The organism is Streptomyces sp. HUAS TT7, assembly GCF_051550175.1.
Classification (GTDB): domain Bacteria; phylum Actinomycetota; class Actinomycetes; order Streptomycetales; family Streptomycetaceae; genus Streptomyces.
In genome coordinates, this window is sequence record NZ_CP196175.1 from 8,548,342 (window position 1) to 8,574,172 (window position 25,831).

At 68.3% G+C, this 25,831-nt stretch carries 32 protein-coding genes and 1 tRNA gene; 15 read left to right on the plus strand and 18 right to left on the minus strand.

Annotated features, from left to right (window positions below; genetic code table 11):
- Positions 1-26: 26 nt before the first annotated feature.
- Positions 27-296 carry a barstar family protein gene (locus tag ACSHXC_RS38890; RefSeq protein WP_438296039.1) on the minus strand — a complete coding sequence of 90 codons (270 nt, stop codon included), beginning with the start codon at positions 294-296 and terminating at the stop codon, positions 27-29.
- A gap of 63 nt (positions 297-359) precedes the next feature.
- Here ACSHXC_RS38890 and ACSHXC_RS38895 point away from each other — a divergent pair, with 63 nt between their 5' ends.
- Positions 360-587, plus strand: a complete 228-nt coding sequence (locus ACSHXC_RS38895) for a hypothetical protein (RefSeq protein WP_438297119.1) — start codon at positions 360-362, stop codon at positions 585-587.
- Here ACSHXC_RS38895 and ACSHXC_RS38900 read toward each other — a convergent pair.
- On the minus strand, positions 484-711 hold the full coding sequence (locus ACSHXC_RS38900) for an NAD(P)-binding domain-containing protein (RefSeq protein WP_438296040.1): 228 nt from the start codon (positions 709-711) through the stop codon (positions 484-486). The two genes, ACSHXC_RS38895 and ACSHXC_RS38900, sit on opposite strands and share 104 nt — an antisense overlap.
- Positions 712-1,310: 599 nt before the next feature.
- Here ACSHXC_RS38900 and ACSHXC_RS38905 point away from each other — a divergent pair.
- Together ACSHXC_RS38905 and ACSHXC_RS38910 are read left to right on the plus strand one after the other, a co-directional pair.
- Positions 1,311-1,652 carry a hypothetical protein gene (locus ACSHXC_RS38905; protein ID WP_438296041.1) on the plus strand — a complete coding sequence of 114 codons (342 nt, stop codon included), beginning with the start codon at positions 1,311-1,313 and terminating at the stop codon, positions 1,650-1,652.
- A 726-nt stretch (positions 1,653-2,378) separates the two neighbouring features.
- Complete coding sequence (locus ACSHXC_RS38910; protein WP_438296042.1) at positions 2,379-3,620, plus strand: serine hydrolase domain-containing protein; 1,242 nt, start codon at positions 2,379-2,381, stop codon at positions 3,618-3,620.
- Between the two features lie 182 nt (positions 3,621-3,802).
- Here the strand turns inward: ACSHXC_RS38910 and ACSHXC_RS38915 are convergent, their stop codons facing one another.
- Positions 3,803-4,141: a cyclic-phosphate processing receiver domain-containing protein gene (locus ACSHXC_RS38915; RefSeq protein WP_438296043.1), complete on the minus strand. Its 339-nt coding sequence runs from the start codon at positions 4,139-4,141 to the stop codon at positions 3,803-3,805.
- 305 nt (positions 4,142-4,446) lie between these two features.
- Here ACSHXC_RS38915 and ACSHXC_RS38920 point away from each other — a divergent pair, with 305 nt between their 5' ends.
- The 8 genes from ACSHXC_RS38920 (at position 4,447) to ACSHXC_RS38955 (ending at position 7,935) form a co-directional block, all read left to right on the plus strand.
- Positions 4,447-4,572, plus strand: coding sequence for a hypothetical protein (locus tag ACSHXC_RS38920; RefSeq protein WP_438296044.1), 126 nt, complete (start codon positions 4,447-4,449; stop codon positions 4,570-4,572).
- Positions 4,573-4,610: 38 nt separating this feature from the next.
- Positions 4,611-4,973: a hypothetical protein gene (locus tag ACSHXC_RS38925; RefSeq protein ID WP_438296045.1), complete on the plus strand. Its 363-nt coding sequence runs from the start codon at positions 4,611-4,613 to the stop codon at positions 4,971-4,973.
- Positions 4,974-4,993: 20 nt separating this feature from the next.
- Entirely contained in the window at positions 4,994-5,248 is a 255-nt protein-coding gene (locus tag ACSHXC_RS38930; protein WP_438296046.1) for a hypothetical protein, read from the plus strand.
- Positions 5,245-5,367 (plus strand): hypothetical protein, encoded by a 123-nt coding sequence (locus tag ACSHXC_RS38935; protein ID WP_438296047.1) that lies wholly within the window; start codon positions 5,245-5,247, stop codon positions 5,365-5,367. Before ACSHXC_RS38930 ends, ACSHXC_RS38935 begins: the two co-directional genes overlap by 4 nt.
- A 167-nt stretch (positions 5,368-5,534) precedes the next feature.
- Positions 5,535-5,879 (plus strand): hypothetical protein, encoded by a 345-nt coding sequence (locus ACSHXC_RS38940; RefSeq protein ID WP_438296048.1) that lies wholly within the window; start codon positions 5,535-5,537, stop codon positions 5,877-5,879.
- A gap of 261 nt (positions 5,880-6,140) precedes the next feature.
- Positions 6,141-6,743, plus strand: coding sequence for a LysR family transcriptional regulator (locus ACSHXC_RS38945; protein ID WP_438296049.1), 603 nt, complete (start codon positions 6,141-6,143; stop codon positions 6,741-6,743).
- Positions 6,744-6,866: 123 nt separating this feature from the next.
- A tRNA-Met gene (locus ACSHXC_RS38950) sits at positions 6,867-6,940 on the plus strand.
- A gap of 812 nt (positions 6,941-7,752) precedes the next feature.
- Positions 7,753-7,935: a hypothetical protein gene (locus tag ACSHXC_RS38955; protein ID WP_438296050.1), complete on the plus strand. Its 183-nt coding sequence runs from the start codon at positions 7,753-7,755 to the stop codon at positions 7,933-7,935.
- 458 nt (positions 7,936-8,393) lie between these two features.
- On the opposite strand, the gene ACSHXC_RS38960 is transcribed toward ACSHXC_RS38955, so the two are convergent.
- Positions 8,394-9,083 carry a nitroreductase gene (locus tag ACSHXC_RS38960; RefSeq protein WP_438296051.1) on the minus strand — a complete coding sequence of 230 codons (690 nt, stop codon included), beginning with the start codon at positions 9,081-9,083 and terminating at the stop codon, positions 8,394-8,396.
- 102 nt (positions 9,084-9,185) lie between these two features.
- On the opposite strand from ACSHXC_RS38960, the gene ACSHXC_RS38965 reads away from it, so the two are divergent.
- The gene (locus ACSHXC_RS38965) at positions 9,186-9,782 is read left to right on the plus strand and encodes a TetR/AcrR family transcriptional regulator (protein WP_438296052.1); all 597 of its coding nucleotides are present in this window, start codon (positions 9,186-9,188) and stop codon (positions 9,780-9,782) included.
- A gap of 419 nt (positions 9,783-10,201) precedes the next feature.
- Here the strand turns inward: ACSHXC_RS38965 and ACSHXC_RS38970 are convergent, their stop codons facing one another.
- The gene (locus tag ACSHXC_RS38970; protein ID WP_438296053.1) at positions 10,202-10,786 is read right to left on the minus strand and encodes a TerD family protein; all 585 of its coding nucleotides are present in this window, start codon (positions 10,784-10,786) and stop codon (positions 10,202-10,204) included.
- 366 nt (positions 10,787-11,152) lie between these two features.
- Here ACSHXC_RS38970 and ACSHXC_RS38975 point away from each other — a divergent pair, with 366 nt between their 5' ends.
- Positions 11,153-12,052, plus strand: a complete 900-nt coding sequence (locus ACSHXC_RS38975; RefSeq protein ID WP_438296054.1) for a GNAT family N-acetyltransferase — start codon at positions 11,153-11,155, stop codon at positions 12,050-12,052.
- Positions 12,053-12,243: 191 nt separating this feature from the next.
- Here the strand turns inward: ACSHXC_RS38975 and ACSHXC_RS38980 are convergent, their stop codons facing one another.
- The 6 genes from ACSHXC_RS38980 to rpmG all read right to left on the minus strand — a co-directional run bounded on the left by ACSHXC_RS38980 (position 12,244) and on the right by rpmG (position 16,108).
- Positions 12,244-12,939 (minus strand): class I SAM-dependent methyltransferase, encoded by a 696-nt coding sequence (locus tag ACSHXC_RS38980; protein WP_438296055.1) that lies wholly within the window; start codon positions 12,937-12,939, stop codon positions 12,244-12,246.
- Positions 12,940-13,372: 433 nt separating this feature from the next.
- Positions 13,373-13,933, minus strand: coding sequence for a helix-turn-helix domain-containing protein (locus ACSHXC_RS38985; protein WP_438296056.1), 561 nt, complete (start codon positions 13,931-13,933; stop codon positions 13,373-13,375).
- 272 nt (positions 13,934-14,205) lie between these two features.
- A complete protein-coding gene (gene rpsR, locus ACSHXC_RS38990; RefSeq protein ID WP_438296057.1) occupies positions 14,206-14,448 on the minus strand; it encodes a 30S ribosomal protein S18 in 243 nt (80 codons plus the stop codon).
- Between the two features lie 55 nt (positions 14,449-14,503).
- Positions 14,504-15,655 carry a CobW family GTP-binding protein gene (locus ACSHXC_RS38995; protein ID WP_438296058.1) on the minus strand — a complete coding sequence of 384 codons (1,152 nt, stop codon included), beginning with the start codon at positions 15,653-15,655 and terminating at the stop codon, positions 14,504-14,506.
- The gene (locus tag ACSHXC_RS39000; protein ID WP_438296059.1) at positions 15,655-15,909 is read right to left on the minus strand and encodes a type B 50S ribosomal protein L31; all 255 of its coding nucleotides are present in this window, start codon (positions 15,907-15,909) and stop codon (positions 15,655-15,657) included. The genes ACSHXC_RS38995 and ACSHXC_RS39000 overlap by 1 nt, the downstream gene beginning before the upstream one ends.
- Before the next feature lie 34 nt (positions 15,910-15,943).
- The gene (gene rpmG / locus ACSHXC_RS39005; RefSeq protein ID WP_226599269.1) at positions 15,944-16,108 is read right to left on the minus strand and encodes a 50S ribosomal protein L33; all 165 of its coding nucleotides are present in this window, start codon (positions 16,106-16,108) and stop codon (positions 15,944-15,946) included.
- A gap of 80 nt (positions 16,109-16,188) precedes the next feature.
- Between rpmG and rpmB the strand changes: the two genes are divergently transcribed.
- Together rpmB and rpsN are read left to right on the plus strand one after the other, a co-directional pair.
- Positions 16,189-16,425, plus strand: a complete 237-nt coding sequence (rpmB, locus tag ACSHXC_RS39010) for a 50S ribosomal protein L28 (RefSeq protein WP_438296060.1) — start codon at positions 16,189-16,191, stop codon at positions 16,423-16,425.
- Positions 16,425-16,730 carry a 30S ribosomal protein S14 gene (gene rpsN, locus ACSHXC_RS39015; RefSeq protein ID WP_438296061.1) on the plus strand — a complete coding sequence of 102 codons (306 nt, stop codon included), beginning with the start codon at positions 16,425-16,427 and terminating at the stop codon, positions 16,728-16,730. Before rpmB ends, rpsN begins: the two co-directional genes overlap by 1 nt.
- Positions 16,731-16,954: 224 nt before the next feature.
- Here the strand turns inward: rpsN and ACSHXC_RS39020 are convergent, their stop codons facing one another.
- The 7 genes from ACSHXC_RS39020 to ACSHXC_RS39050 form a co-directional block, all read right to left on the minus strand.
- Positions 16,955-17,203, minus strand: coding sequence for a hypothetical protein (locus ACSHXC_RS39020; protein ID WP_438296062.1), 249 nt, complete (start codon positions 17,201-17,203; stop codon positions 16,955-16,957).
- A gap of 332 nt (positions 17,204-17,535) precedes the next feature.
- Positions 17,536-17,892, minus strand: coding sequence for a hypothetical protein (locus ACSHXC_RS39025; RefSeq protein ID WP_438296063.1), 357 nt, complete (start codon positions 17,890-17,892; stop codon positions 17,536-17,538).
- A 990-nt stretch (positions 17,893-18,882) separates the two neighbouring features.
- Positions 18,883-19,113: a hypothetical protein gene (locus ACSHXC_RS39030; RefSeq protein WP_438296064.1), complete on the minus strand. Its 231-nt coding sequence runs from the start codon at positions 19,111-19,113 to the stop codon at positions 18,883-18,885.
- A 633-nt stretch (positions 19,114-19,746) separates the two neighbouring features.
- A complete protein-coding gene (locus ACSHXC_RS39035; RefSeq protein WP_438296065.1) occupies positions 19,747-20,328 on the minus strand; it encodes a M23 family metallopeptidase in 582 nt (193 codons plus the stop codon).
- Positions 20,329-21,575: 1,247 nt separating this feature from the next.
- Positions 21,576-22,592 (minus strand): helix-turn-helix domain-containing protein, encoded by a 1,017-nt coding sequence (locus ACSHXC_RS39040; RefSeq protein ID WP_438296066.1) that lies wholly within the window; start codon positions 22,590-22,592, stop codon positions 21,576-21,578.
- 91 nt (positions 22,593-22,683) lie between these two features.
- A complete protein-coding gene (locus tag ACSHXC_RS39045) occupies positions 22,684-23,727 on the minus strand; it encodes a cytochrome D1 domain-containing protein (protein WP_438296067.1) in 1,044 nt (347 codons plus the stop codon).
- A gap of 452 nt (positions 23,728-24,179) precedes the next feature.
- Complete coding sequence (locus ACSHXC_RS39050) at positions 24,180-25,700, minus strand: immunity 49 family protein (RefSeq protein ID WP_438296068.1); 1,521 nt, start codon at positions 25,698-25,700, stop codon at positions 24,180-24,182.
- Positions 25,701-25,831: the final 131 nt, after the last annotated feature.

Sequence of the window (25,831 nt, forward strand, 5' to 3'; positions counted from 1 at the left end):
CCAGGACCTGGGCGCAGACGCCCCGCCTACCCGTACTCAATGAGCAGATCCGACCGGTACTCATCGCGGTAGCGGTCCAGTTGCAGCCGGAGCATCCGTCCACCAGCCGGTACGCGATCCAGCAGCGACGCCCAACCGACAAAGCGCACCTGGTCAGGGATCCTGACCAGGCCGGTGACGGCGATCCAGAATGCGTTCCAGTTCCTCCCATAGAAGTACGGGAAGTCGAACTCCCGCTTCAGGAGGGCGTGCAGCTCGTCCTCCGAAGAGACGGAGGAAACGTCGATGGTCAGCATGAACAGCCAGCCTAGGGCGACGATCACACCATCAAGATCGGCAGACCTAAAGGAGTCCTAATAGTGGACAACCGGCTTGCCTGTTCGGGCGAAGCTCGCCCACAGCGCGACGATTTGCGCGCCGAGATGCGTGTGGTCGCTGCCCTTGAGCAGCGGCTTGCCGCCGATGTCGAAGAGGTAGGGCAGATCAGTGGTGTGGGCCGGGTGATGCGCATGTCGGTCGCGGTGACTTGGCTGAAGTTGGGTGTGTCCCGCGCGGATCGTCGTTGCCGACCCCGGCCATTACGTTGACCAGCACCTTGTCGCCGGCCACCCTCAGACCTGCCAGTGCTTCGTGCCGGTCTTCCCGGAGTACGGCGATGATCACCAGCTCGGAGCGGTCCACGACCTCTTGGTTGTCGGTGCACACGTGCACGGTCTCGTAGCGTCCGGCCAGTTCGGCGGCCGTGCGGGCGCCGCTGGGGCCCGGTGGCCGACGCTGTTGTCATGGTGTGAACGTCGCAGTTGATCTGGCTCAGATGATCCTCAACTCCCTTCATCGTGAAGGAGCATTGCGAATAGCGTCGACCTGGCCAGAGGGGCGGACCTCCTGCCCCAGAGCCACTCTGCGAGAAAATCACAGAGAACGTCGGGGACCCCTTGTATGGGTCGGTGCTCTCACCGCCATGCCGCACCCGAGGGCTGTCCCTCCTGGAGTGACGGCTCTCTCGCCGTTGGGTTAGGTGCTGAGGCAATGACACTGCGCGGAATCCCAGTGGTCAGCAGTGGCCCCAGTACCGGGCGTTGATCACGAGGAGCGTGGCTGTCGGGGATGGCGGGCGGTGACGCCATTGCTGCAAGAAGCTCGCGAAAGCCGCCACGTGAGATCTTCTCCGAGCGGGACAGACCTAGGCCGCGACAGTCGTGAAATTCGGCGTGTCACGGAGGAGTTGGGGCATATTTCGCACTAGCTTTCATGGTCGTACGAAGTCGATCAACTTCTGATCGCTTCCGTTCGACCTACCGGAGACAAAATTGCGCAAGCTTCGTAAGGCTGCCGTTGTGATCGTCGTACTGGGCAGTGTTGGCCTCCTCGGCGCAGGTACCGCGAACGCCCATGGTGGGAGCCGGGGCGGGACGAACTCCTTCTTCGGAGACGGGGAGGGCGGCGGCAAGGCAGGCAGGAGGGGTGACGTCTTCAACGTCTCTCAGGCCACCCAGTGCCGGTCGCACGACCTGAACATCGACGTCCTCGGTTCGGTCGGCCTCCTCAACGGCGTACTCGGCGGCGCGCTCAACGGCGAGGGTAACGCGGGTGCGCAGGAGAGCAAGCTGGGGTCCAGCATGGGTTGTAACAACGCCGCGTTCGAGAAGTAAGGACAGGTAGTGGTCCCGGTGCCTGGGCACCGGGACTCACCGAGCGTCTGGTCTGCGCTCCGTCTGGGTGTTGCCGGACGGAGCGCAGACCATGCCCATGACCACGGCTGCCAGGGGGCGTTGGCGGTTGCCCGGGCGGGTGCCTGACTGCGTGCGAGGCGCGAGGCTTCGCCGAGGGGAGCGGGGTGCCTCGGCGGGGCTGCTGTTGCGGGAGGGAACGGCCCAGCGTCCTGGGGGAGTCGGTAGGTGTGTTGACCGTGGCTTGGCGGTTTCAGAGGTCGGCCAGTGTGGTTGCGCGGCGGAGCCGGCTCCGGACCGTCGCGCGGGCAGGTTGAGGTGCTGGGCGAGCTTCCGGTGGCCTCGCCCGTCCGATGGCCTTGTCCGTCGGCGCGGGCGCGCAGGGCTTGCGGTGCGATGGCTCCCTCTCATCGCGTACTGCCTCACCACGCAGTCAATCCCCACAAGGCCAGGCGCCTGTTTTGCGGGACCGGTCTGCACACCGGCCCCGCCGGCAACTGGCTGCTCGCGTGCCTCGTCGGCTGCCCACGTTTGTCGGGACCCTCCTGCTCTACTGGCCGGTCCGGTCCGCGTACTGATGACGCCGCGGGTAATGCAGTCTTCGCGCGGGACGGCGACCCCCGCCCTGGGGCTGTCCCCACCCCCGATCCGGGCGGTTGCCCCATCGTGCCGCCAGGCATGTCCCGGACACCATGGGAGTGGCGCAGGATGACGTGTCATCCCGAGTACGACGCGTGGCGCCGCACCATGACCGCACTCACCTCCGAGGACGCACACATGACCCGATACCGACGCGCGTTGGGCGGCCTGCTCGCACTGGTCGCGGTGGCCGGCGGCACGGCGTGTGCGCGCGGCGACGATGCTTCGGCGTGGCAATACGCCGCACACGCCACCACCGACGAAGCCCCCGCCGACTACCCCGGGCTCCGCGCGCTCCTGCACCGGCTCACCACAAAGGACGGCGGTCCCGGTGCGCTCGTTGCGCTGGGGGGACGGCCTGGCGGCGCGGTGCTGACCAGCGGCGTCGGGGACGTGAATAGCCACGCACTGATGCGCGGGGACAGCCTGTTCCGGATCGGCAGTATGACCAAGCCGTTCGTGGCGACCGTGGTGCTTCAACTGGTGGGCGAGGGCCGCGTGGTACTTGACGCACCGGTGGACCGCTACCTGCCCGGCGTCGTCCGCGGCCACGGCAACGACGGACGCAGGATCACGGTCCGTCAGCTCCTCCAGCACACCAGCGGTATTCCCGACTATTTGGACTACCTCAAGCCGGAGGACGTCCTCAACGACCCACTGGCGCACTACGACACCCGCGATCTCGTGAAGCTCGCGCTCGCCCACCCCCCGGCCTTCGAGCCCGGCACCGACTGGCGCTACTCCAACACGGGTTACCTGCTGGCCGGCATGCTCATCGAGCAGGTGACCGGCCACCCGTACGGCGACGAGATCCGCCGCCGCGTCATCGAACCGCTCGGCCTGCGTCAGACGTCCGTCCCGGACGACGTCTCGGAGATCCGCGGGCCGCACGCGCGCGGCTACGCCCGGCCGGGCAAGGACGCGCCGCTCAAGGACATCACCGCACTCAACCCCACCGTCGCGGGCCCGAGCGGCTCCATGATCTCCAGCGGTGCCGACTTCAACCGCTTCCTGGACGCGCTCCTGCGCGGCAAGCTGCTTGCCCCGACCCAGCTTCACGACATGATGAGGACTCGTCCGACCGGCGACCCGGGCGGCGGGGCCTACGGCCTCGGCCTGGAGAGCCACCCCCTGCCCTGCGGCGGCCTCGCCTGGGGGCACGACGGCGGCATCCCCGGTTACCAGACCACGGGCGCCGCCACGGCCGACGGCAGGCAGGCCACGGCCATGGTGAACCTCTACCCGGGCGGCACAAACGCCCAGAACGACGACATGACATCCGCCGTGCAGGCGGCACTCTGCGGGTCCTGAGTGACGTCCAACCAGAGGTGCGGTGTTCGTCCCACGAGCCCGCGTCCTTCACATCGGGGATCTGACGGTGTGTACCACGCGCACCGCCTGGTCGGCGCGCCGTACGTGACCTGTGGCGGTGCTTGCCCTGCTGCGACGGATCTGGGGAGCGTGCCTGCATACGGGCGCTGGTTGCGCGGCGGTCAGGTCGTGGCTCGCCGGACTCGGTAGTTCCAGTACGTCAGCGAGCGGACGACCGCTTCCGCGCCGATCGGGTTGGCGCTGTGAACGAGAATCGCGCCGATGTCGTAGGGCCGTCCGTTGAAGGCGGCTTCTTCCAGCAGCGTCACCACGGGCATGATGCTGTCGTCGCCGCCGAGGTCGTGGTCGAGCCACAGTTCGTCGATGAAGGCGTCGCGGTGCTCCCGCAGGAGCTGGACACCTTCGCCGCTGGTGCGGGCGATCCGCGTGGCGCGCGGGAGGTGCCGTAGGTCGTCGATGATGAGGATGATGGGGGTTGGCGCGGCTGGGTTTCCGTTCACCGGGCCATCATGCGGCCGTGCCACCTGAGGAACAAATTCCTTTTCGTGATTCGCTTCGCCGGGCCGGGCTGGCAAGGAGAATCGCGTCGGCCATGCTCGTACACGCTCAATCTGGCTGGCTGCCAGGGGTGAGGCTCTCCGGTTGGCGAGACTGAACAGCTCAGAGGATGCTCAAGATCATTGCATTCGCTACGGGTGCGCTGATTCGCTCTCTCTGCGTCCCGCGATACGGAGCTGACCTTCCGCGGCATGAGGGGGGCTGTCACCTGCCCGTTGTCGGCGAGCCCTGAGCGTGGGGGAACACCTTGACGTTCAACAGAATCGCCACGCTGACCGCTGCCGTCGTCACAGCGGCCATATTCGCCGGCCTCGGCGGGGTCGCCGCGGACCACACGCGGTCCACCAACGCCTCAACCGCCGTCGCGCTATGACTGCTGCGCCGAGCGTTCCGGCGGAGGAGCAGAAACTCATGGACGCCCTGAGTGTCATCGAGGCGATGCCGGACAGCGTCGTCGCACAGGGCGACAAGGCCGTCCAGGCGTACCTGGCTCAGTACCTGCCCAAGCCGGCGACGGTGCAGGCCTTTGGATGGTGGCAGACCACCAAGTGCGTCGCCGCGATCACCCTGGCGGTGGCCAGCGCCGCCGTACCGGCCGCGAAAATCCTCAAGTTGAAGGCGTTCATCAAGAAGGCGGGCAGTGTGACGAAGGCCGCCTACCCACTTGTCCGGGTGGCCAAGGGCGAGGAGGAGATCAGCGGGCTGGGCGCGACGCTCGGCGGTCTGGCGGGATCCATTCTGGGCATTGACAGCATCAAGAAGCAGTGCAGGTAAGGCCGGAGGACGCTCCCACGATGAACCCCAGCAAGCAGGAGATCACCGCACTGATCACCCCCGTGACGGCAGAGGTCCAGGGCGAAGCCCGTGCTCTCGCCTCCGAAGGCCGTGAAGCAAAGGCGCTGTCCCGGCTGCACAAGGCGTCGGGGCCCGGCCTTCTGGAAGCGCGGGCGGCCCTTGCCGTGCTCGACCCGGGCCGCACGCTGCCCGTGGACTACCCCGGGCGCGGGAGGACCTGCGGTCACTCGCCCCTGACCTGGCCGCCGAAATGACCGCACTGCTCGCCGCGGGTGACCAGACAGCAGCCATCAGACTGCTACGGGACCGGACCGGCATCGACATGGCCGGTGACTACCACCTGACCCAGGAACTGGCCGCCCGCCAGGCGTAGTCGAGTGCCCCGGCCCCATCCCCGTCCCGTGCTTCCACACGGCGTACGTGGGTGGGGCCAGTGGCTTTCGGCCCGGTCCACCGACCCATGGGGAGGGCAGCTCGGTCCAGGAATTGCCGGTCCTTCGCCGGTGGCTTCCGATGCGACCTTGATGTCGTGAATGCCCGATGGTGGTCCAGTCCCGGCTGCTGAACGGCGGCGAGAACTGGCTGATCGATCTGTACTACACCGCGCCGGGCAAGGAGGAGGGCGCCATCCTCTGCATCGGCGACGGCGCCAACCGCTGGGCGCTGGTCCATATCGACGACATCGCGGAGCTGTACGTTGCCGCGCTCACGGCGAAAGCGGGCTCGGGCTACGTCGGTGTGGGCGGGGTGAGCCCGACCGCCAAGGACGTCGCTCTGGCCGTCAGCCGAAGGCCGGGGATCGACGGCAAGGTCGAGTCGTTCTCCCTGGCGCAGGCTCGTGAGCGCATGGGTGTGGTCTCGGACGCGTTCACTCTCGACCAGTAGATGACGCTGGCCAAGGCCCGGACCGAGCTGGGGTGGACGCCAGCTCACACGGACCCGCTGACGGTCCTCGCGCGTGGCTGAGCCCGGCCTCTCGACACTGCAGCGCGGCCGGGAAGCGATGCACTGGGGCTGGCGGGGGCCGGCGGGTGGATTCGGGACCAGCGCCTTGGCCGCTCCGGCAGGTCCGCAGAACGGATCTGTCCCAGCAGGCGCGGGCGGGTCCGGTGGGCGTCACGGCGAGAAAGCGCACGGTGAGTCACAGTGGACGTCGATCTGCGAAAGTTCCGCCATTTCGTGGCGGTGGCCGACGAACTGCACTTCGGACGGGCGGCGGAGCGTCTGCACATTGCCCAGCCCGTGCTCTCCCGGCAGATCCGCGCCCTGGAGGACGAACTCGGGGCGGAGTTGTTCGCCCGGGACCGCCGGTGCACGTTCCTGACTGCGGCGGGCGAGCAACTGCTGGAGGACACACCCTCCTTGCTGTCGCGTCGCAGGCGCTCCTCAGGCGCGTGCTCCGCCGCCGAGGACACTGCGAGGTTCACGATCGGTTTCATCCTCGGCATCACGGTGACCTCCGCGGTCCTCGCGCTCACCGCCTGGCATCCGAAGCTCGATGTGTGGCTGCCGCGCACCAGTTGGGACGACCAGGTGGAGGTCCTGCGGGACGGCCGGGTGGACGTGAGCGTCGTCCGGCTCCCCGTCGACCAGCGGGATCTGCTACCCATCGAGGACATCGGACCCAATCGGGTCTGTCTCGCGTGGGTGGCGACACGGCGTTCGCCGCTCATCCACGACTTCGCCGAGGCTGCCGCGCAGACGATCGGGGCCCCCGACGGACACGTCGGCCTGACCGGTCGGATCTGAAAGCCCGCGCCTTCGAGGGCTATCAGCCGGCTCTCAGATCTTCGAGGAGAAGGCGAAGGACGCGTAGAGCGGGCCCGAGTGGTCGGGGAGCCGTCGCAGGTGGCGTAAGGTTGGGTTCACCGACGCGGGGTGGAGCAGCTCGGTAGCTCGCTGGGCTCATAACCCAGAGGTCGCAGGTTCAAATCCTGTCCCCGCTACTGCACGAAGAGGCCCGGATCCCTGTGGATCCGGGCCTCTTCACACTCCTGCCAGGGTTGGGCGTCGGCGCTTGCGCCGCCGACACAGCGCGAGGTGGCAGGCTGCCGCCCTGGGCCGTTCGCGCAGCGGGCCGACCAACAAGGTTCACCCGGCCTCCGACCGGAGAGGGCCGAAAGGCGGCTGGCTGGGCTCCAGTTCAGGGGTTCATTTTTTTAGGATCCGCAGCCTCCGAGCCTTCAAATGATCTCAACACCGAATGATCTCAGCACCGAACAGGCCCCAGCGCGGGGCGGCCGGCCACCGGGAAGGCGGCCGCAATTCGGGTAGCCGGCGCGTGTCCATCCACCGGCTTGAGCAGTCATGCGGCAGCTTGGTCCAGTGACCAAACCACCCTCAACTACCACAACAGCAAGGGGAAATCCCTCATGCGCCGTACTGCCGCAATCCTCCTCGGCACCGCCAGCCTCCTCCCCATCATCATCAAAACCGTCACCGCGCTCGGAGCCCTCAGGTGACATCGGCGAAGCCGCCGACACCGTCACACCTATCACGTCAAGGCCGGCCCTCTGGAAGATCCGGAGGGCAAGCCTGGGACGGGCACCACAGCGCTGCCGGCAATGCTGAGGTCAGCCTCGCCGCGCACGAGGTGTTCTCGCGCGTCCCCGGCACGGCGATGGCATTCATGCGGCGAGTCTCCCCGCTGCTCCATTGGTGTGGATGACGTGCCTGATCACCGCCCCTCCCGGTTAGGAAAGCGACTCGATCAACTGCCGAGCCGAACACCACGCCCTCCTTCGAAAGGCATGACACCATGCGCCGTATCACCGCCGTGCTTCTGGGAACCGCCGCACTCCTCGGTACCCTCGCCACCCCCGCAACTGCCGCACCCGGAGTCGGCAACACGTCCACCACCGTCCAAGCCCTCCTCGCCACGGCCCAAAACACCATCACGGGAGCCCAGGTGACCGTCAGGAACATGACCGGCGGTCTGTAAGCACCCCCGGATCCGACACCACCACCCGCCCTCGCGCAGCCCCGGCCGCGGGGGCGGGCGTTTCCGTCTCCTGGACCACTCCGATCAGACCGCGCAAGCATCTCGCCCATCTTCGCCCGAGGTGAGCCGCCACCTGTCTGGGCTGCACACCGGGCAGCCCGCGTCCGGCTCTGCCTCCGAAAGCAGGACGGTTGAGGGCGGCAGAATCCGGCATCAGACCGACCTGGCCCTCAAAGGGTCGATGCCAGGAACTGGCGGACATCGGAGCCCATCCGTTCTAACTCCTGCCCAGAGCCCCGGAGTTGACCCGAATCGATGCGTGCGGCGCTCGGCCAAATACCAGGACATGCCCGTAGAAGCCGAAGGCCACGACCGAGGCACTCCTCGCAATCGGCGACCGAGCCTCCCCGGGGGCACCGCTGCGATGACGCCAACCGCAGCCCAAGCCTCAAGGCCGCTTACACGTGGAAGGCGGTGGTCGCTTCGAGGGCGGCCCGCTCGGTCGTGACTCGGTTCACCGGCGCGCTCGCGTCGGCGTAGCCGAAGGAGACGCCCACGAGCAGCTTGCCTTCTGTGACGCCGAGTTCGGTCCGGATGGTGTCGCCGTAGAAGCTGAGAAGGCCCTGCGGGCAACTGTCCACACCGTACGCGGTCATGGCCAGGAGCAGTGTTTGCATGTAGGCGCCGACGTCGGCGGCCAGTCGCGCTCCGCCGTCGCCCGTGACGAACAGGAACGCGGCATGCGGTGCGCCGTAGAAGCGCAGGCTCTTGGCATCGTAGGCCGCGCGAGCTGCATGGTCGTCAGGAGCGATGCCCAGCGCCCTGTACAGGTCGGCGCCGAACGCTGCCCGCCGTTCCCGGTGGATGGGCGCGTACATGCCCTCGGAGTACGGGAAGTCGGCTGAGGTGCGCTGCTCGGAGTGGGCAGCTTGCAGGGCGTGCGCCAGGCGTTCGCGCTTGGCGCCGCCGACAACCTCGACGCGCCACGGTTGTGCGTTGGAATTGGACGGTGCGGCGCCCGCCAGGGAGAAGATCGCGCGCATGGTGTGCTCGGGCACGGCTTCCGGGCGGAACGCACGTGTCGCGTGGCGGCCGCGAATCAGCTTCTCCGCGTGATCGCTCAGCTCGATGGAGACCAGTCCGCTCATGAAACACCCCTCAGAGATCCCGTACGTAAACGATCGCGTTTACCTATGGGTGACTTTAGCGAGCCATCTCCTCTTAAGTAAACGGGCACGTATACTTCGCTCATGACTACGCTGCCTACGGTGTCTCGACGGCAGGGGCGCGGAGGGCGCGAACGCATCCTGGCCGCCGCCGCCCAACTGTTCGCCACCCAAGGGATCAACGCGACCGGCATGGAACAGGTCGCAGAGCAGGCGCCTGTGTCCAAGCGGACTCTCTACGCGCACTTTCGGACCAAGAGCGACCTGGTCATCGCCCATCTGCAAGACCTCACCTCGACAGGGCGCACCGTGGAGAGCGCGCTGACTCGCGAGGATGTCCCGGCGAGAGAGCGGATCCTCGGACTGTACGCCCTGCCTCCGGCGGACGCGGCTCCGGTGCGCGGATGCCCCTTCATCGACGCGGCTGCGGAGTTCCCCGACCCGCAGAGCGCGGTCCATTCCTACGCCCGCGAACAGAAACTGCTGATGGTGCGGTTGGTCACCTCACTGGTGACGGGACTGGGCTGCCGCGAACCCGCCGCACTCGCCGAGCAACTGGTCACCCTCGCGGACGGGGCCGCCAGCCGCGCCATGGTGCTGGGCGACGCGGACTATGGACGACACGCACGGGCAGCAGCAGAAGTCCTCCTGGAACACGCTCTGCCAGGCACAAACCAGTGAATCGCCCGCCGCCCCGGGTGACCAGAAGCGGCCCCTGTCCACGAACGACTGACGGCAGAGCGAATGTCGTCGCCGATCGTTTGTCGACCCGCCATGGTGGTCCGTGGTGGGCCTGGTGCGGCTCGCGTCGGCTCCGGTGGAGGTCAGGCCGGCCGCGGCGACTACAGGTGTTCAGCGTCGTGGTGGGTGCGGCCGGTGGGGAGTTGGTCGCCGAGGAGGGCGACGGAGGAGGCAAGGCGTCGGTCGAGGCAGTCGGTGAGGATCCGGTAGGGAGCTGCCGCCGGACGTCATGACGACCTCAGTGCTGCCCTTCCACACCAGGACGCGTGGCGAGCGCCGGGCCGAGTCGTCACTCTCCCCGTGACGACCTTCTGCCGGCGCACGCCCGAGCACCACTCCGGTGCCCGGGTCGCGCCAAGCTACTTGCTGATGGCGAAGCGCATCAGCGCATGCTCGTCACCCTGCTTGATCTTGCCCGTCACATTGATCACTTCGAGCTTCCAGGAAGCCCCGGCCCGCGTTGCCTTGGCCACGGCACAACCGTTGTCCTGGGTCAGCAGGCTGGGCCAGATGTCGGCGACCTGTTGCGAGCTGCCTCCGGTCGCGTCGTAGACCTTGAAGCTGATGTTGCGGGCCTTCTGGAAGGAGCTGCCCTTCTTGAAGGCGGCGGCAACGAACACGATCGACGTGATGTTGGAGGGAACCCGCGCGAACTCCACCGTGACGGTTTCGTCGTCGCCATCCCCGCGACCGGTCTGGTTGTCACCGCTGTGGACCAAGGAACCGTTGCCCATCGGGTCCAACGAGTCGAGGCCCGCCAGACGCACCGGGTCTCCGCCCTGCATGGCGATGGCGATCAGGTCGAGGTCGGTGCCCGTCTTACGGCGGAGCAGACCAACTACTCCACCGCTGCTGCCGGCTGTGGGGTCCCAGGACACACCGAGGGACAGATGAGTGACTCCGTCCAGGTCCGCAGGCCCGGTTTCCTTCGTCAGCGTGATCATGCGTCAGTCATCCCCTGATAGTCGGTAAAGGACCATAAAGAACAAAGTGTGCACAATGCGCTCGCGGAGCCGCACAGCGGGTCCGGTTGCGAGTACTCCGCCATGGCCCGCACCGGGAGTGAAGCGGTGATCGACGCTGCCGATCGCCACGGGCAGGCCAGTCACGGTGCAGCCCGGCCACGTAATCCACCTGGCCGGGCTCCGCATGGCCCAACTCCTTGGCTCCCTGCTGGAGTTGACTGGCTGACCCGGGCCAGGAGCCTGCCGGTGGACCGGCGGGTGCCAAGTCGCGAAATGTGATGCCGTCCGAGGTGATCGCGAAATAACCGGATGCAAGCCAGCCTGGCCGATCCCTACGCTGAAGCGATGGACTTGGTGGACTCGGTACAGGTCAGGCCGATGCATGAGGACGATCTCACCTCGGCGGAAGGTGCATCGGCGTTGACCTTCTTCGAGGCGGATCAGAGCACCAGGCGGGTCGGCGATCCGGAGGTCGAGCCGCGTTCGGCAGATGCCTCGAAGCAGTGGATCGACCGAATGCGCTTCTACTTGAGCGTCGATCCGGGAGGGTGCTGGGTCGCGGTGAAGGAGGATTCTGAGGTCGGCGGAGTAGTCGGATTCGCCATTTCCCAGAACCGCGGCCGTCTGTGGTTCCTCGCGACGTACGGCGTGTTGCCGAGCCATCAGGCCCAGGGCATTGGGAAGCGACTGATGGGTGCCGCTCTCGACCATGCCGGCAGCCGCCCTGGCATCTTTTCCTCCAGCGTCCACGCGGGCGCCACCCGTCGGTACCGGCTGGCGGGATTCTCACTGCACCCGCAGATGCGGATGGTCGGCACCGTCGACAGGTCCACCCTTCCCGCGATTGACGGCCTGCGGGAGGGCCGAGCCGACGACTTCGAGTGGATGGACCGGCTGGACCAGGGCCTGCGCCTTGCGGGCCACGGTCCTGACCACGGCTACATGCTCGGCACCATGCGGCTGGTCGTGTCCGGGGACATGACGAAGCCGGGTTACGTGTACATCGACGACCACGGACGAGCCTCACTGCTGGCCGCCGCACACCCAGAGACCGCACAGAACTTGTTGTGGGAAGCCCTGGCCTCATCGCAGGGAAGAACCTTGGTCAACTGCATCACCACCCAGAACGAGTGGGCGATCGACGTCGGCCTGGACGCCCGTCTCGACATCGGGCAAGAGGGATACATCGCCGTCCGTGGAATGCCCGTACCGGCGCCTTACCTCGCCAGCGGCCATTTCCTCTGACCGGTCTCAACGCTGTTGGCGTCGCAACACCGCACGTAATAATCCTGGACTTTCCGGGAGGCAGGGTGTGAGTGGATGTCCCGAGTTGCCCGACACGAACGTGCGCAGTGGCCCGGACTGAGCCTCGATCGGGTCGGCCCACGACGCGCTGGTCGGAACCACGGCGATTCTTGGCTTCGTCTTGAGTGCGGTCAGGGCCGCAGGAGCCTGACCGCGAGGAAGCACGGAGCCTGGTGGAGCTTGTTGTAGGCGGGTTCGTCGAGCTCTCGCAGGCTGGGCGTCGGGCGAGGCTCGATGAGTTTTTCAAGCACGAATCCGGCGGCCAGCAACTCGTTCAGGAACGTTTCCAGCGGCATGCGTTGGTAGTGGATCGCCAACGAGCCCCCGGCGAGAGGGAGGTCGACCCAGTCGTCGGCGTAGTACGAGCCACCGAATTTCTGCCAGTCGGCCGTCGGGTGGGTCGTCGAGACCAGCAGCCACCCGCCAGGGCGCAGGACGCGTCGTAGTTCGCCGAGGAGACGCTGCCGGTCGGCGATGTGGTGGAGAAGCAATGCGCACACGGCTCCGTCGAACGATGAGTCGTCGATGAAGTCCAGCGGCTCCTCGGCGTCGTGCAGGTGCAGTTCGGCCCGGTCGCCCAATCGCTCCCGCGCGTGACTCAGCAGAGTCGAGCTGCCGTCGATTCCCACTACCTCGGCGCCACCCGCGAGGAGCTCGGCCACGTAGTGCCCGGCACCGCAGCCGATATCGAGAACCTTCAGCCCGGCAACGTCCCCTGCAAGCGCCAGCATCGCGGGCCGGTCGGTGTACGCGTTATAGGGGCTGCTATCGGCGTTCTTCGCGAAGTAGTCGCCGAGTTCGTCGTGGTACGCGGTGTGTGCGGGCATCGTGACAGCATCGCGCCGGTGGCTGCCAACCGCGAGCGGTTTTGTGCAACTGCCGTCATCGGGGCGTCGGCCGAGTCGACTTGGGGTCTGATTGTGGTGGGTTCGTTCAGACCTGGGTGTGGTTCGCGGCTGGCAGGCATGCGCGAGTGCGCGATCCGGTGGCGGTCGCCGATCCGCTGGTTGCACTCGATGAGGATCACCGTGTGGTGTGCAGCGGCCGGTTGGTGTGCTCATCCTGTGGCTGGCCGGGGTCCGGGAGGGGGGAGTTGCTCGTGTCCGAAGGCGCCCGGGGTCACCTGCGTACGGGCCGAAGTTCCTGGCTGCCTGCGCGGGGAGCTGCCGAACTCAGCTGCCCCTTTCCTCGCCTGCCAGAGTGATTGCGAGCGCTGGGTAGTCACGGTCAAGGTGGCGGGAGGGCGGAGGTGAGGCCGGGTCACCTGCGGGCTGCGGTGTCGGAGGGCAGTTCGGCGAAGCGGGCGCGACAGTCGCCGGCGAAGCGGCCAAGGTGTGAGACGCCCCACCGGTAGGCGATCGTGCCGACGGGGTCGGTGGAGGTGAGGATGTCCTCACGAATCCGGTCGAGCCGCCGGTTGCGGACGTACGACATGGGGGAGAGGCCGAGCCGGCTGCGGAATGCGGAGCTGAGGGTCCGCGCCCACCAGCAGCGCGACCTCCGGACCGACCCGTCCGACAACCGCACGCGGACCAGTGCCCCCTCCTGATCCACCGCGGCAACGGTCGCTCTCTGACGTACCACTACGCCGCACCTCTCGGCTTCCGCGCACAGGATGCGGTGCAGTACGGGGCGCGCGATACCGACCGTCGCCGGCCGCCGCGCACCGATCAAGCCCGGCAACTGGACCTCGCCCGCGGGCTCGCCGTTCACGGCCAGGTGCGTGATCGTGCTCATGCCGTAGCCCTCGGCCAGACATGCGTCGGAAAGCCCCAACTCGTCCAGCGCGCGCAGCGAAGGACCGGTCAGGCACAGCCCCATCCGGAGGCGGGCCGAGGACGAGCGTCCGTGAACTTTGGGGTTTCAGCCAGTGCCGCAGGTCCGGACGGCGCGGCCGGGCGGTGGCGGGCCGGCTCGATGTGACACTGGTACCTCACCTTTCCCGGTTCCCCGGAGACACCCATATCGGGGCTCAGACATGGGTGTCTCCGGTCGCCTCGTTGGTGCCGGGAGGGGTGTAGCAGAAGTCGATCCCCGTCGCGACCACGTGCAGGCGGCTCGGTCGTGGGCCTGGTCGAGCGGGCCGGTCGGGGTCAGTCGCGCTTGCTGGCGTAGGGGAGGAGGGCCATCTCGCGGGCGTTCTTGATGGCTGCGGCGAGTTGTCGTTGCTGCTGTGCGGTGACGTGGGTGACGCGGCGGCTGCGGATCTTCCCCCGGTCCGAGATGAACCTGCGCAGCAGGTCGGTGTCCTTGTAGTCGATGTAGGTGATGCCGGCCGCGATGAGGGGGTTGGACCGGGGTTTCACCGGCTTGCGGGTGTTGATGGGTCGGGTCATGTGGGTTCCTCGGGTGGTCAGTCGGGAGGTTGGTTGCTGGGTACGGGTTGCCGGGTCACGTGGCGTCGAGCAGGGAGTCGAAGGCCGCGGGCAGGTGTCTCCATCCCGCAGGTCCGGCTGCGTACTCGGTGTCGGTGAGCAGGCAGGAGTGGAGGAGTTCCTCGACGCCGGTGCGGTCGAGTCCGGGGGAGGTGAAGACGAGGTGCTGGCAGCGGTCGCCGTGTTCCGGGTGCCAGTCCAGGGCGGCCGCCGCTCGGCGCACGGGTGGGACCAACTCCCATGCGGCGTCGGGCAGGGATGCGAGCCAGGGGCCCGCGCTTTCGACGCAGAGTGCGCCGCCTGCGGCGTCCCAGGCGAGCAGGGTGTCGGGGCGGTCGGCGAGCCAGAACCGTCCTCTGCTGCGTGCGGCCGCGCAGCACAGATCTTCCAGTGCCTGGTAGAGGCGTTCGGGGTGGAAGGGCCGGGTGTGGTGCCAGACCAGGGTGGTCACTCCGGCTTCGTCGGCCTCCTGCGGCAGGAGTGCGCAGGCCGGATGCTGCGCTGTGGCGGCTGCTTCCACATCGAATCCGGCGAAGGCCAGCTGTGCGAGCTCGCCCGAGGCCGCGTCGACATGGCGGGCGGTGGGGTGCAGTTGGGCCAGCAGGGCGCGGTCCTGATCGTCCGCCTCCTCGCTGTCCACGAGGGCGAGCACGGGTGCGTATTCCAGTTGGCGTGCCCAGGTGTCGCCGATGGTGCGCTGGTCGGTGGCGGCCGCGGCGAGTCCGGCTTCGGCGAGGTCGTCGCCGTTGGCGAGGCAGGGCAGGACCAGGGCCGGGTCGACCGCGGTGATCACGTTGGTGAGCCTGAGGTCGTCGCCGCTGTGGGCCGCGACCACCTCTGCCATCGCCTTGGGCTCGACCGAGTCCCACAGTTCGACGACCGCGAGCCGGGTCAGGCCGTGGCCGGCCAGGCGCTGGAGTTCGGGGACGAGGTCCTCGCGCAGGGCGCAGCAGGCACAGTCGTTGAACAGCGGGGCTTCGCCCGACGACAACTCACCCGACGCGTCACGGACTTGGCGCCGCACGGTTCCCTGGCCGGCGGTGGAGAGGTCGTGGTGCAGGGCGACGCTCCCCGGTACTGCCGTGAGCAGGCGGTCGACGACGTACCGGCGGGCGTCGGTGTGCAGGCCGCCGACGATGACGACCGGCAGCCGGCCTTCCTCGCGCATCAGCGGCCCTCGAATCGGGAGTAGCGGCGCTCGAAGCGCTCCACCCGGCCCGCGGTGTCGAGGACACGTGCCGTACCGGTGTAGAAGGGGTGGCTCGCCGAGGAGATCTCGACGTCCACGACGGGGTAGGTGTGGCCGTCCTCCCACTCGATGGTGTGGTCGCCGGTGAGCGTCGAACGGGTGAGGAAGGCGAAGCCGCCGGCCTTGTCGCGGAAGACGACGGGACCGTACGCGGGGTGGATACCGGACTTCATGGCGGGCCTCCTGGGGTAGTGGGTGTTGTTCGGGTCAGCGCTCTTCGCGGAAGTCGACGTGTCGCCCTGCGACCGGGTCGTACTTGCGCAGGACCAGGCGATCCGGGTCGTTCCGGCGGTTCTTGCGGGTCACGTAGGTGAATCCGGTTCCCGCGGTGGAGCGGAGTTTGACGATCGGACGTAGCTCGTTGCGTGCCATGGCGCTACTATATGGGAACGGTTTCCATTATCAATAAGGACTCCCTCAAGAACTCGCCCAAGGAGAGGCAGGTCACTTCCGTGTCCGCTCACTGTCAACTGACCGGCGCCCAGCCGGGCTTCGGCAACCACATCTCCCACTCGCACCGGCGCACCTCCCGCCGCTTCGACCCGAATATCCAGCGCAAGCGGTACTGGCTTCCCAGCGAGGGCCGCCGTGTGCGCCTGACCCTGAGCGCTCGCGCCATCAAGACCGTCGACGTCATCGGCGTGGAAGCGGCCGTCGCGCGCATCCGTGCCCGGGGAGGGAAGGTCTGATGGCCAAGCGGAGCAAGATCGCGAAGAACGAGAAGCGCAAGGCCGTCGTCGAGCGGTATGCGGCCCGGCGAGCCGAGCTCAAGGAGCTCATTCGCCGCCCGTCCTCGACGGAGGAGCAACGCAGCGCCGCTATCGCCGAACTGCGCAGGCAGCCGCGCGACGCCAGCGCCACCCGTGTGCGCAACCGCGACAGTGTAGACGGCCGGCCCCGAGGGCATCTGCGCAAGTTCGGACTCTCCCGGGTCCGCGTAAGGGAGCAGGCCCACGCGGGCCTTCTGCCGGGCGTCACCAAGTCGTCCTGGTAAGGAGCGCCCTCCGTCATACGTGACGGTGGGGGGCAGGGGGCGCGGCTGCGGTGGCCGGTCGCGCCCCCCGCTCGGGGCGGTACTGGCAGATGCGGACGCCGTCTCGGCGTGCTCGTGACCGCCCCCGAGGGAGCGAGGTCGGAGGTGGAAGAAGCCATCTGCAACAAGACCAGGCAGGGGCGCATGTGTGAGTGAGGCCACCGGAGGCGGCAGAGCTCGTCTCTTCAGCCTCGTCGTCTGCGCTCCGTGCCGGGTCGACACCGATCAGGTGATGGAGGGGGTGCGTCGGCGGCGACGGGCGGAGTGCAGAGGTCGAGCGTCGGTGCCGACCCCAGGACACGGGCGACGGAGACGATCGCGCCGGTCGAGGTGGGCGCGAGGCCGCCGACCGAGCCGTACCCGAGCATCCACCCGAAGATCTGCCCAGCACCGGCGAATCCGCCTCGGCCCTGCGTGTACTCCTGCGCGCTCACACCACTCGCTTCGCTGTACGACATCCCGAGCGCGCCGCACCCTCGCGAAGGGGGCTGTGTGCCTGCGGGCTCACCGCGCAAAGTGAGCCCGCGGCTTCGGACTTTCGCGTACTTTAGGCGAACGGCTCGGGCCTTTCGTCGGCGGCCTGCATCAGTTCCAAGTCCGCTGCCCGGGGACGTGCGGGGCCGGGCAGCGCGCGATCGCTCCGGAACGGCTGCGCTCCGGACGAGGGCCTGGCGGTTTCAGACAGCCGCAGTGGCCTGTCGTCGATGTCGGGCCACTGCGTCGTCCAATTGCGTCCAATGGTGTTCTGCAGCAGCCAAGCGGCTGGTCAGTGGCGGTCGGTCAGGAATACGGAGCGCAGCTTGAGGCGGTCCGTGGCGGGGTGCCCGTGGGGCCTCAGCGTCCAGGAGTTGCCGGTGCAGTTCGGCTCGGTGAACACCATCACCCAGGTGTCGGTGTTGTTGTGCGGGGCGAACGCGGGCTCGGAAGAGCCCGGGTCGGCGACCTCCGGCAGGGTGATGCAGCCGGGGCTGGCCGGGTCGTGGAGCGTGACCGACTGAGGCGAGCCGTCCAGGCCGACAAACTTGTAGGAGAAGTCGCCGGTCGCGGCGCTGGCCGACGTCGGTACGGTCACCAACAGGGCGAACGCGCCGAAGGTGGCAGCCACGGCGGTACGAAGACGCATCACAAGCTCCTTTGTGCAGGTCGGGGTTGCCGGTCGAGCCTGCCCCGGAGGCCTGTGGCAAAGGAGGATTCCGCCGAGTGTCACCCCAACGGGACGCGCAGGAACGATCTTCTTTGGTCCATACGAGGGATGGGAGTGTGATCGCTCCCATGCTGCACGGACTGCCGGAGGGTGCTAAAAGAGGCACTCAACTCTGGGCAAATGTACGGGGGTTGAACACCGCGCGCCTGGGGCGCGACACAGGACGCTGCAGCGAAGACACCCCGACACCTGCCGAGACATGGAGACCGCCCCGTACAGGGGAGGGGCCGTGGACTTCGACACCCGACGACGGCCCTCATGCCCATCGCATCCCGATCACTGAAAGGTGCTTGATCCGCTCGGGGGTCTGTGCCGCTCCACGAAGCACACAGACGTCGCGGGTGAGGGCGCTCGGGGGCAGGCGTCTCCTTCTATCCAATTCCCTGTGCCCGATGGCCAGGCATTAGGAGGGTGGGAGGTTGGTCTGCGGGTCCGGCGCGGATGGGTGGCCGTGGGTGGGGTGGTTGCGTGGCCATCGGGGGCGTCCATGTTGCCGGCAGGCCCTGGCGGTCCTGGAACGACGGTAGGGCCCCGCTCCATGTTCGGGGCCCTACCGTCGGTGTGCACCTACCAGGGGGCGGGTTGCTCAAGGACTGGACGGGGGCAGGTTCCGGTTGGCTGCCGGACGGGGCACCGGGGCGGTCGCTCTTGCAAGCGCTACGCGTGGTTGCCCGTCCGCCCGATGCTCAGAACGCTGAACAACTGCGGTCCGGGTATGGCTGACAGTCCCTGTGCCCCGTGCCCTGACCAGGTAGAACACCTGGACAAGGCGATGCCCGTCGAGCTGTGCATCGGCAGGCCACTGGCCCGGCCCTCCTGACGCGCCGTCCGTTCGGGCGTGTGTCGTTGAGGCGCGAACCTGCGGCGCTCGTCCAGGCAGCGTGAGGGTCGGCCTGTCCCGATGAAGGGTCAGTTCTGGTCGATCATGGCGGGTCCGCTGGAGCCATTGCCCATGGAGCCATTGCCCAATCCGCTGGGGCCGTTGCCCATGGACTGACCTGCGCCATCGAGGTTGAGCTGCATGGTGCCGTCAAGGGATGACGAGGGGGGCATGGCGTCGTCAGCGGTGGCCATGCCGGCGCCGCCGAGGACGGCGGTAGTTGTGAGGGCGGCTGCGATGAGGGTGGATCGGATGCGCATGTCTTCTCTCCTGATTGGTCAGGGACGCCGTGTGTCAACGTCCATCTGAAGGCATGCGCGGAAGGGCGAGGTGTTACGCCGGTTCCGGAAGAACTGCACCCGACCAGGTCAGCCTGGAGGACGTGACGGGTGAGAGCTCTGCTTGCGTGTCGGAACGGGGGGCGGGCGCTGTCCCGGGTCTGTGGTTTCCCGGGCTCGGCGAGCTGGGCGAGTCGGGTTTCGTGCACCTGGGCGCACCGGCCTCTCTGGTTGGCGATCCATGCACTGGGGCGTACGTCGTGGTCCTGGCGTCCGGAGTGACGTGTTTGGTGTGCCGGCGGGGAATGACGGTGTGTTGCTCCCACTGGATGTACAGGGCGAGCGCCGCAACACTCCGGGTGTCACCGATGAGGGCACGCCCTGCCTGGCCACGATCGTCGACCTGTCGTCCCGCCGTCTGCTCGGCCGTGCGGTGGGCGAGCGTCACCATGTCGAACTTGTTGTTGCGTCTTCGCAGCTGGCCGCGGCCAAATGCGGGGCGGGTACACGCGAAGATCTCCACACGTCGAGGGGACTGACAGGGGGCGGACGTCACCTCACCGGAGCAGCCTGACCCGGCAACCCGGCCGGTCCGGCGATGCATCGCGGTCACGGTCAGCCGTGGAGCGCGACGCCCCGCCGGGCCAGATAGCTGACGGGGTTGATGTCCGAGCCGTATCCGCGCCGGGCCCGGATCTCCAGGTGCAGATGCGGGCCGGTGGCACGCCCGGTGCTGCCGCTGTCCCCGATGCGGGCTCCCGTGGGGATGGGGGCGCCCTTGCGCGTGCGGATGCGGTGCAGATGGGCGTAGACCGCGTAGTGCCCGTCGGGCATGCGGACGGTCACTGCGTTGCCGTACGACCCCGACCGGGCTGCGAGGACCACGGTGCCGCCGCCCACGGCGTACACCGGCGTCCCGCGCGGCACCGCGAGGTCGACGCCCGTGTGGTGCCCGCTGGCCCAGTTGCCTCGGACTCCGTAGCGCTCGGTGACCCGGTAGCCCCGCCGCAGCGGCAGCACGCCTTTGGTGGGCGGACCGAACCGGGGCGTATCGTCCGGCAGCTCGGCTTCCGCCAGGGCGAGCGCCTCCTCGAACTCGGCGTCGTACTCGATCAAGCAGTCGTCATCGGGGGGCGCGGTGGCCTCCGGCGCCGCCATCCCCACGGCGAAGGCGCCGCCCAGCAGCGCCATGGCCATACCCAGAGCATCACGTCGTGTGGTGCCCGCTTCACGCGGGCGTTCTATGTGGTAGCCCATGCCCGTCAGGACATCGCCAGCGAGCCTCACTCGCAACGCTGGCTGGGCCGTACGAGTATGACGACACCGCGAGCCGGGGGCACGGCGTGACGACAGACGCGTCGTCGTTCTTCGGTTCTCGGCACGCCAGGCATGGGCAGAATCCGTGGCCCGCGCCGGACCGGAGCACCCGTCGTCGCACCGACGGGAAGGAGTGCCGGGCCTGCCGCCGTCCCCGCGCGCCGGGCCAGGCAGATGCGTTCCTCGTCCGTGAGCGTGGCAGCAACTCATCCGCTCCGGAGTCGGACGCCTCGTCGGGTCAGTGTCCTGGGCATCTTTTGCCGCCAGCAGGGCGTCACGGCCGTTGATGGCACCTGGATTCGGGCAGGGAGCAGATCCTGACGTTGCCTGATCCCTCCGGCCCGACATGAATGCGTATCAAGGTGGCCCCTGGTCTGCACGCCCTCATCAGGCCAGGCCCACGGCTATGAGACCGAGTCCGGCTGCATCGTCGGCGACCTCTGGACCGGCATCAGCTCTACCTGACGCTCTGTCCCGTGCCCTGGGTATGCGTGTACACAGGGCCCCGGGTCGTCATCCAGGGGAGAGCCAAGATCCTTGCTTCGTTGTCCGAACTGCTGGGGAACAGGGAGATGTGTACGGCGTAGTGGCGGCTCTGACGTCACTGAGTGGCCCTGAAATGGCGGCCTTCGGGGCGTGCTGTGCGAGGCGGACCGTCGTCAGTGGCGGATCACGCCCATGCGTTTGACGGTTGCCAGCAGCGGGGTGGTGTCGATGCCGGTGGCCGTCTCCCAGAGGCCGACGGTGTCGCTGAACAGCCGACTGATCGACAACGCCCTGTACCTGGTGGAGCACCTGGTCCCGGCCGCGGACTGGGACCAACGCATCGACCCACCTCACCGGCGAGAGACACCTGTGCGGCTCCCTCACCCTCCGCCGCCTCGCCGACATCACCATCTGGGACCGCGACCCTGCGAACTGCCCCAGCGACACCCTGCGCGACCTGAACCCGACCCACACCTTCGTCGGTGGCCGCCTGGTCGCGCACGTCGGCACGAGGTAACACCCACCTCATGGCCCACCTCGATCGTCGCCGGCGGCGGCGAGGACACCCCTTGGCCGGAGCCCGTCACCGACGAGGAGTACGCCGATGTGGGCGCGAGTTCTGCGGGGTCCTACAGCCGGCCCTACAGCCACCCTCGCCGTGCCGCTTGAACTCCCGCCTGGAATCTGCTCGTTGCTGCCAGCCGACCCAACAGCACCGACATCCGCCGTCGCAGGCTCCGCTCACTGATGCGGAGTTGGCGCGCGATCGCCTCGTCCTTCAAACCCGCGGCCAGCATCGCCAGCAGCACGTCATCCGGTGCCGGTGCCGGTGCCGACGCAGCCGGCGCGCCATCGCCGATTCGTGCGCCGTCCATCGCTCCCAGCGGAGCGCCCCGCTCCCACAACTGCTCGAACAGGGCCACCAGCGCGTCGGTCAACGCCGAGTGGCGTACCAATACCGCGCTGTCCATCATCCGGTCGGCACGGGTGGACAGGGGCAGCAACGCCCGCCGCCGGTCCGCGATCACCAGCTTCACCGGCACGCTCGGCAGCACTCGTATCCGCTCGCCCAACTCCGACAGCCGCTGAGCCTGGCGCCAGCCACCATCCGCGGCGAGAACCTCCGCGGCGTGCACGGCCCGGCACTCGACGCCGCGCTCCAAGAGCCGCTGCATCGGGGCCAGACTGTCATCGGCCGGGTCCAGGAAGGGCGGGCCGACCAGCGTCAGGAGCTCCTTCTCCGTGCCGGCCAGCAGGTCCTGCACCCGGGCGTACTGCGCCGTGCCGCCTCGTACCACCTCGGTCAACCGCCCGGGGTCGTCCCGCAGTTGGGCCTCGCGGTACTCGGCGGACAGCTCGTCCACCGACTGCCGCATGCGGTCCAATTCCGTGCGGCGGCGCCGTAGCAGCGCGCCGAGCGCCACCTGCGGATCCGCCGACACCCACACTTCGGCGTCGGCCCCTGCCGCATCGTCGCGGGCACTCGGGTCGACGGGCGTGACCAGCCCGAAGCCGGCCAAGCCCCGCAGTGCGGCTCGGACCTCGGCCTCCGCCAAGCCCGTTTCCGCCGTGCACTCCCGGGCCGTGCCTCTGCCGAGCCGCACCAGCGCCCGGTACACCCGTTCCTCGGCCTGACCCAACCCCACCGCTTCCCACACTCTCGCAGGTTATCCGGCCGCCACCGGTCCCGACAGAATCCGCCGGCGGCCTGGACAACCCGCCAGCCGCAGCGCGTCCGTGCAGACTGCGTCAACCGGTCGTCAGGGCCAGCGAGGTGGCCTGGGGCAGCCCGTCGGCGTCCAGAGTCGCGGTGGTCCTGCCGGCCTCCAGGTCGATCGAGGTGATGCCGCCCTTGTTCTCCTGCGCCTGGAACAACTGCTTGCCACTGGGCGCCAGAGCCAGCGTGCCGAAGGAGTCGGGCACGGCGATCCGCCGGACCTTCAGAGTGCGGGTGTCCACCACCGAGACACTGCTCTTCGCGGTATTGGCCACGAGCAGGCTCTTGCCGTCCCTCGACAGCTGTGCCTTGAACGGCTGCCCACCGACCTGCGCCTGACGGGGCTTCGCCGCCGGATCGTCCACCTGGTACTCCGAGACCGTGCCGCCGTAGTAGTCGGTGGCGTACAGCGTGTTGCCGTCGCGGCTGAGCAACACCTCGCGAGGTGCCTTGCCGCCGGTGTATGAGGCAGTCACCTGGTAGTTCGACAGGTCCATCCGGTCGATCCGGTTCCTGGAGTAGATGCCCAGGTACGCGGTTCTTCCGTCAGGGCTGATCGCCACGCCCTGCGCGGGTGCACCGAGGCCGACCGTCCTGACGACCCTGCCGGCCGTGAGGTCCACCACCGAAAGGGACTGTGCGACCATGCTGGTCACGTACGCCGTCCGCCCGTCGGGCGAGAGCGTTATGGCGTCGGCGTCCACGCCCAGCGGGATCTCGTTGAGCAGCCGGTGCCCGACCAGGTCCGCCACGGACAGCGTGCCGCTGTGATGGTTCGCGAGGTAGGCGGTGCGCTGGTCCTTCGACAGGGCGATCGCCCAGGTCTCGGCCTCCTTGCCGATGCCGAAGCGCGCCACCTCTTTGCCGGTGGTGGGGTCGATGCCGACCAACTCGGTGTTGTCGTCCTTGCTGATGGTGCTCGGTGTGGTCCACAGCGTCTCGTGCCCGGAGCCGTGCCGGCCATGCTGGGCGTTGCCCGGACCCGCTGTGGCGTTCGCGCTCATCGGAGCCGCGCAGACCAGCGCCGCCGCGAGCGCGGTGGCCGCAGCGAGGGTGCTTCGACGTGTACGTCTCATGGGGATCCTCCAGCGGTGGGGGTGAGAGTCTGCCCCGCACGCTAGACAGCGTGCTCACGCTCTGTCGATGGCTTCGCACCACCTGACTTGGCCGCAACCGGCCCCCGGCCGAACCCGGCCATGTGGAGCTCTCGTGTCGCCCGAGCCCTGTGAGCGCAGTGGCGCCCAACCGACCTTCGAGCCCCGGGCCAGGTCAACTCGCCTTTGCCGCACGCCGGCGGCCGACGATCTCCGTAAGCCGTGCGGTCGGCAGTGATGAGTTCACCGTACGCGGTGGTGGTCACGTCGCAGTGGATGAGCGCGTAGACTAGGCCGTTGCGATCGACGACGGGGAACTCGTCCCCCGACTGCTGGCACAGGCCGCGCTCTACGGCCTGCAGCACCGCGCACGGAGTGGTTGGCCACCAGCCGGATGAAGTCTCGCCGACACTGGTGTGGTCCCTGACGGGTGGTCAGATATCCTCGATGCGCTCGCGGTTGAGGAGATAGGTGGGCAGATGGGCCTGCTGTCGGTCGAACGGGATGTCCCAGTCGAAGGCGAGGCTCGCCATCGCGAGCGGACCGAGAGCCACGCGGGCGCGTGGTGCGGTTGATGCGCCCCAGAAATCGGCGTGATTCTCGATGGCTTCGGTGAGCGTGGTGGCGAACCCGGTGTGGTCGCCGGTGATGAGGCGGTGGAAGAGGGCGAACGGCTGGTAGTCGATCCGGTTGATGAAGTCCGTTGGCGCGTGGGTCACGGCGTCCGGCATGGATGTCTTCATCGTGGCGGTCAGTGCCTGCACCGTGTTGTCCATGGGGCCGTTCGAGAAGTAGGTCTGCAGGGTGTCGATCCAGTGCAGGACGTATTCGTCGACCGAGTCGTCCTCGCGCAGCCGCTCCAGCGGCACCTCGCACAGCCGGCGGATCCGGTCCATCTTCCGGCACACCACCGCCAGGTAGAGGGCATCCAGCCAGCCCCGGGCGTCCGCGGGCGGTTCGGCGCGCAGGGCGGGGAGGGAGGCGACGAGGTCTCCGCCCAGGTGGCACTCCTGTGGCTCGGCACCGGTGAACCGCGCACAGCCGAGCTGTAGTGCGGTGGCCCAGGCGTACCAGGTGTCGACGTGCGCGGCTTGAGGATCGTCGGCGCAACGGGCGTGGGCCAGGGCGGCGGCCGCGCCGAACGCCTCACCGAGCCGGGCCTCGTCCTGCGCCAGGCCGTCGATCAACCCGGCAGCCAAGCGCGCAAGTTCGGCATCCTGTGGTGCCTGGGACGCCATGCGGGTAGGCAGGCGCCCGGCACGGTCGAGGCGCGTCAGACCCTTCACCAGAGCGAGCAGCCGCGGCGGCAGGTCGAAGGAGAAGGTGCGGGTGTCGGGGTCGATGACCGTGAGCGAGGTGAGCCGTCCGCGGTGCCACCAGTACACCCGCGGGGACAGCGCGGCCCTCCCACTGTCCTCGTACGCACCCAGCGCGTATGCGGCCAGCCTGTTGAGGCCGTCGACCACGGAGCCGTCGGCGATCGGGTAGTAGACGAAATTGTGCCGACTGGGCACCACCACGAGCGCGCCGTCGTCCGGGAGCGGCTCGCCGGTGGTCCGCCGGACCGCTTCGGACAGATACAGAGCCTGACTCGCGACGAAATGCGAGTCACCATAGACGGTGTGCAGCCGGACCCCATCCTCGAACGGCACTTCGTCGTGCTCGACGGGAACCCGCATGAGGTTCGCGTACGCCGCCGCGCCCAGGGCCTCGATGCCCACCCGCTCCACATCCCGATCCGTCAGGATGCGCACGCTGGTCGGCCGGTCCAGGGCATAGGCGAAGACGAGTCCCTCGGCCACCACCCGCGCGTACCGCAAGGCCCCGGCTATCTCGGGGGTGAGCGAATCGAGGGCCAGCAGCCGGACATGCGCGCCCCGCAGCAACTCCTCGACGCTCTCGTCACCCTCGCCGAAGGCGTTCGGGCCGGACTCGTGAACGTGCTGTGATGTCATCCCGGCAACTCTACGACGTACCCACAGGGAGACGGGATGCCAGGTCATCGCGTCGGGGCGACGTCGCTGGCTGGACGTGTTCGGCCAGCGGCCGGAGTTCGGGACGTATTCGATCTCCTGGGTGGCGTCCG

Coding starts and splice junctions, on each gene's coding strand:
- ACSHXC_RS38890 (WP_438296039.1), bottom strand. CDS start 296: ATGCTGACCATCGACGTTTCCTCCGTCTCTTCGGAGGACGAGCTGCAC.
- ACSHXC_RS38910 (WP_438296042.1), top strand. CDS start 2,379: ATGACGTGTCATCCCGAGTACGACGCGTGGCGCCGCACCATGACCGCA.
- ACSHXC_RS38925 (WP_438296045.1), top strand. CDS start 4,611: ATGGACGCCCTGAGTGTCATCGAGGCGATGCCGGACAGCGTCGTCGCA.
- ACSHXC_RS38930 (WP_438296046.1), top strand. CDS start 4,994: ATGAACCCCAGCAAGCAGGAGATCACCGCACTGATCACCCCCGTGACG.
- ACSHXC_RS38935 (WP_438296047.1), top strand. CDS start 5,245: ATGACCGCACTGCTCGCCGCGGGTGACCAGACAGCAGCCATCAGACTG.
- ACSHXC_RS38940 (WP_438296048.1), top strand. CDS start 5,535: ATGGTGGTCCAGTCCCGGCTGCTGAACGGCGGCGAGAACTGGCTGATC.
- ACSHXC_RS38955 (WP_438296050.1), top strand. CDS start 7,753: ATGCGCCGTATCACCGCCGTGCTTCTGGGAACCGCCGCACTCCTCGGT.
- ACSHXC_RS38960 (WP_438296051.1), bottom strand. CDS start 9,083: ATGAGCGGACTGGTCTCCATCGAGCTGAGCGATCACGCGGAGAAGCTG.
- ACSHXC_RS38965 (WP_438296052.1), top strand. CDS start 9,186: ATGACTACGCTGCCTACGGTGTCTCGACGGCAGGGGCGCGGAGGGCGC.
- ACSHXC_RS38970 (WP_438296053.1), bottom strand. CDS start 10,786: ATGATCACGCTGACGAAGGAAACCGGGCCTGCGGACCTGGACGGAGTC.
- ACSHXC_RS38975 (WP_438296054.1), top strand. CDS start 11,153: ATGGACTTGGTGGACTCGGTACAGGTCAGGCCGATGCATGAGGACGAT.
- ACSHXC_RS38980 (WP_438296055.1), bottom strand. CDS start 12,939: ATGCCCGCACACACCGCGTACCACGACGAACTCGGCGACTACTTCGCG.
- ACSHXC_RS38985 (WP_438296056.1), bottom strand. CDS start 13,933: ATGGGGCTGTGCCTGACCGGTCCTTCGCTGCGCGCGCTGGACGAGTTG.
- rpsR (WP_438296057.1), bottom strand. CDS start 14,448: ATGACCCGACCCATCAACACCCGCAAGCCGGTGAAACCCCGGTCCAAC.
- ACSHXC_RS38995 (WP_438296058.1), bottom strand. CDS start 15,655: ATGCGCGAGGAAGGCCGGCTGCCGGTCGTCATCGTCGGCGGCCTGCAC.
- ACSHXC_RS39000 (WP_438296059.1), bottom strand. CDS start 15,909: ATGAAGTCCGGTATCCACCCCGCGTACGGTCCCGTCGTCTTCCGCGAC.
- rpmG (WP_226599269.1), bottom strand. CDS start 16,108: ATGGCACGCAACGAGCTACGTCCGATCGTCAAACTCCGCTCCACCGCG.
- rpsN (WP_438296061.1), top strand. CDS start 16,425: ATGGCCAAGCGGAGCAAGATCGCGAAGAACGAGAAGCGCAAGGCCGTC.
- ACSHXC_RS39025 (WP_438296063.1), bottom strand. CDS start 17,892: ATGCGTCTTCGTACCGCCGTGGCTGCCACCTTCGGCGCGTTCGCCCTG.
- ACSHXC_RS39030 (WP_438296064.1), bottom strand. CDS start 19,113: ATGCGCATCCGATCCACCCTCATCGCAGCCGCCCTCACAACTACCGCC.
- ACSHXC_RS39035 (WP_438296065.1), bottom strand. CDS start 20,328: ATGGCCATGGCGCTGCTGGGCGGCGCCTTCGCCGTGGGGATGGCGGCG.
- ACSHXC_RS39045 (WP_438296067.1), bottom strand. CDS start 23,727: ATGAGACGTACACGTCGAAGCACCCTCGCTGCGGCCACCGCGCTCGCG.
- ACSHXC_RS39050 (WP_438296068.1), bottom strand. CDS start 25,700: ATGACATCACAGCACGTTCACGAGTCCGGCCCGAACGCCTTCGGCGAG.